The sequence below is a fragment of the Rhodococcus sp. YH3-3 genome (assembly GCF_001653035.1).
Classification (GTDB): domain Bacteria; phylum Actinomycetota; class Actinomycetes; order Mycobacteriales; family Mycobacteriaceae; genus Rhodococcus_F; species Rhodococcus_F qingshengii.
This window is the reverse complement of sequence record NZ_BCWH01000030.1, coordinates 1-942: the sequence shown is the minus strand read 5'-3', so window position 1 is coordinate 942 and position 942 is coordinate 1. Positions and strand designations below refer to the sequence as shown.

Below are 942 nucleotides of genomic sequence, written 5' to 3'. Positions count from 1 at the left end.
CAATGGTTGGCTTGTAGCCATAGTTCGGCACTGACCACTGACCATAGCGCAACCATCGCGATGACGTGTTGCGAGTTGTCTCTATGGACCACGCGATGTCGAATTCGGAATCAACGTTGCAGTGACGGGTAACATCGGGATCCGATATCGATATTTGAAGGTCGGTGAGGTGATGAAAGAGTTCCAGCGGGCGGCTGTGCGGCTTCACATCCTTCATCACGCTGCGCAGGAACCGATTTACGGAGCGTGGATGTCGGAAGAACTCGCTCATCACGGCTACAAGATCAGTCCAGGCACCTTGTATCCGACGCTGCACCGTCTCGAAGTCGACGGGCTTCTGGAATCGGAAACCGTTGTCTCCGAAGGACGTACCAGGCGGGTATACCGGGCTACTGAAGCTGGAGAGGCAGCGTTGAAAGAGGATCGTGCATCTTTGTCGGAGTTGGCCCGTGAGGTTCTCGGGCCGAGATGGGCCGAGAACCAAACTCACTGAGCAGATTTCGTGACACTACGACGCACGACATAGCCGATCACACCGATCATCAACACACCTACACCCGCCGCGACGGATGCCGCCGGTAAGAACACCGCAAGAAGCACGCATCCGAAAGCGCCGATCACCGGCACTACGCGGGTGATCGGCAGCGGCGACAACGTCCACGCGGACGCATTCGCGATCAGGTAATACGCCAGCACCGCGAACGAGGAGAACCCGATCACCTCACGCACATCAGCGGTAGCCGCGATGATCGCGACGACGACGCCGACGACCAACTCGGCACGGTGCGGAACACCGAACCGCGGATGGACCTGAGCGAGGACGCGGGGCAGATACCCGTCGCGTGCCATCGCGAACGAGGTCCGCGAGACTCCGAGCACCAGCGAGAGCAGCGAACCGAGTGCTGCGACGACAGCGCCGATCCGCACGATCACCTCGAACTG

3 protein-coding genes are annotated in these 942 nt (G+C 59.7%); 1 reads left to right on the top strand and 2 read right to left on the bottom strand.

Features of this window, described 5'->3' with window-relative positions:
• A partial coding sequence (locus YH3_RS37085; protein ID WP_238592803.1) for a hypothetical protein occupies positions 1-271 on the bottom strand: 271 nt, incomplete at its 3' end.
• Between YH3_RS37085 and YH3_RS34675 the strand changes: the two genes are divergently transcribed.
• Positions 173-493, top strand: a complete 321-nt coding sequence (locus tag YH3_RS34675; protein ID WP_064445175.1) for a PadR family transcriptional regulator — start codon at positions 173-175, stop codon at positions 491-493. The two genes, YH3_RS37085 and YH3_RS34675, sit on opposite strands and share 99 nt — an antisense overlap.
• Here the strand turns inward: YH3_RS34675 and YH3_RS34670 are convergent.
• On the bottom strand, positions 487-942 hold a 456-nt coding region (locus YH3_RS34670), incomplete at its 5' end, for an amino acid permease (RefSeq protein WP_154100428.1). The two genes, YH3_RS34675 and YH3_RS34670, sit on opposite strands and share 7 nt — an antisense overlap.

Bases quoted from the DNA above. Each gene is read 5' to 3' on its own strand.
- YH3_RS34675 (WP_064445175.1), top strand. From the start codon at position 173: ATGAAAGAGTTCCAGCGGGCGGCTGTGCGGCTTCACATCCTTCATCAC.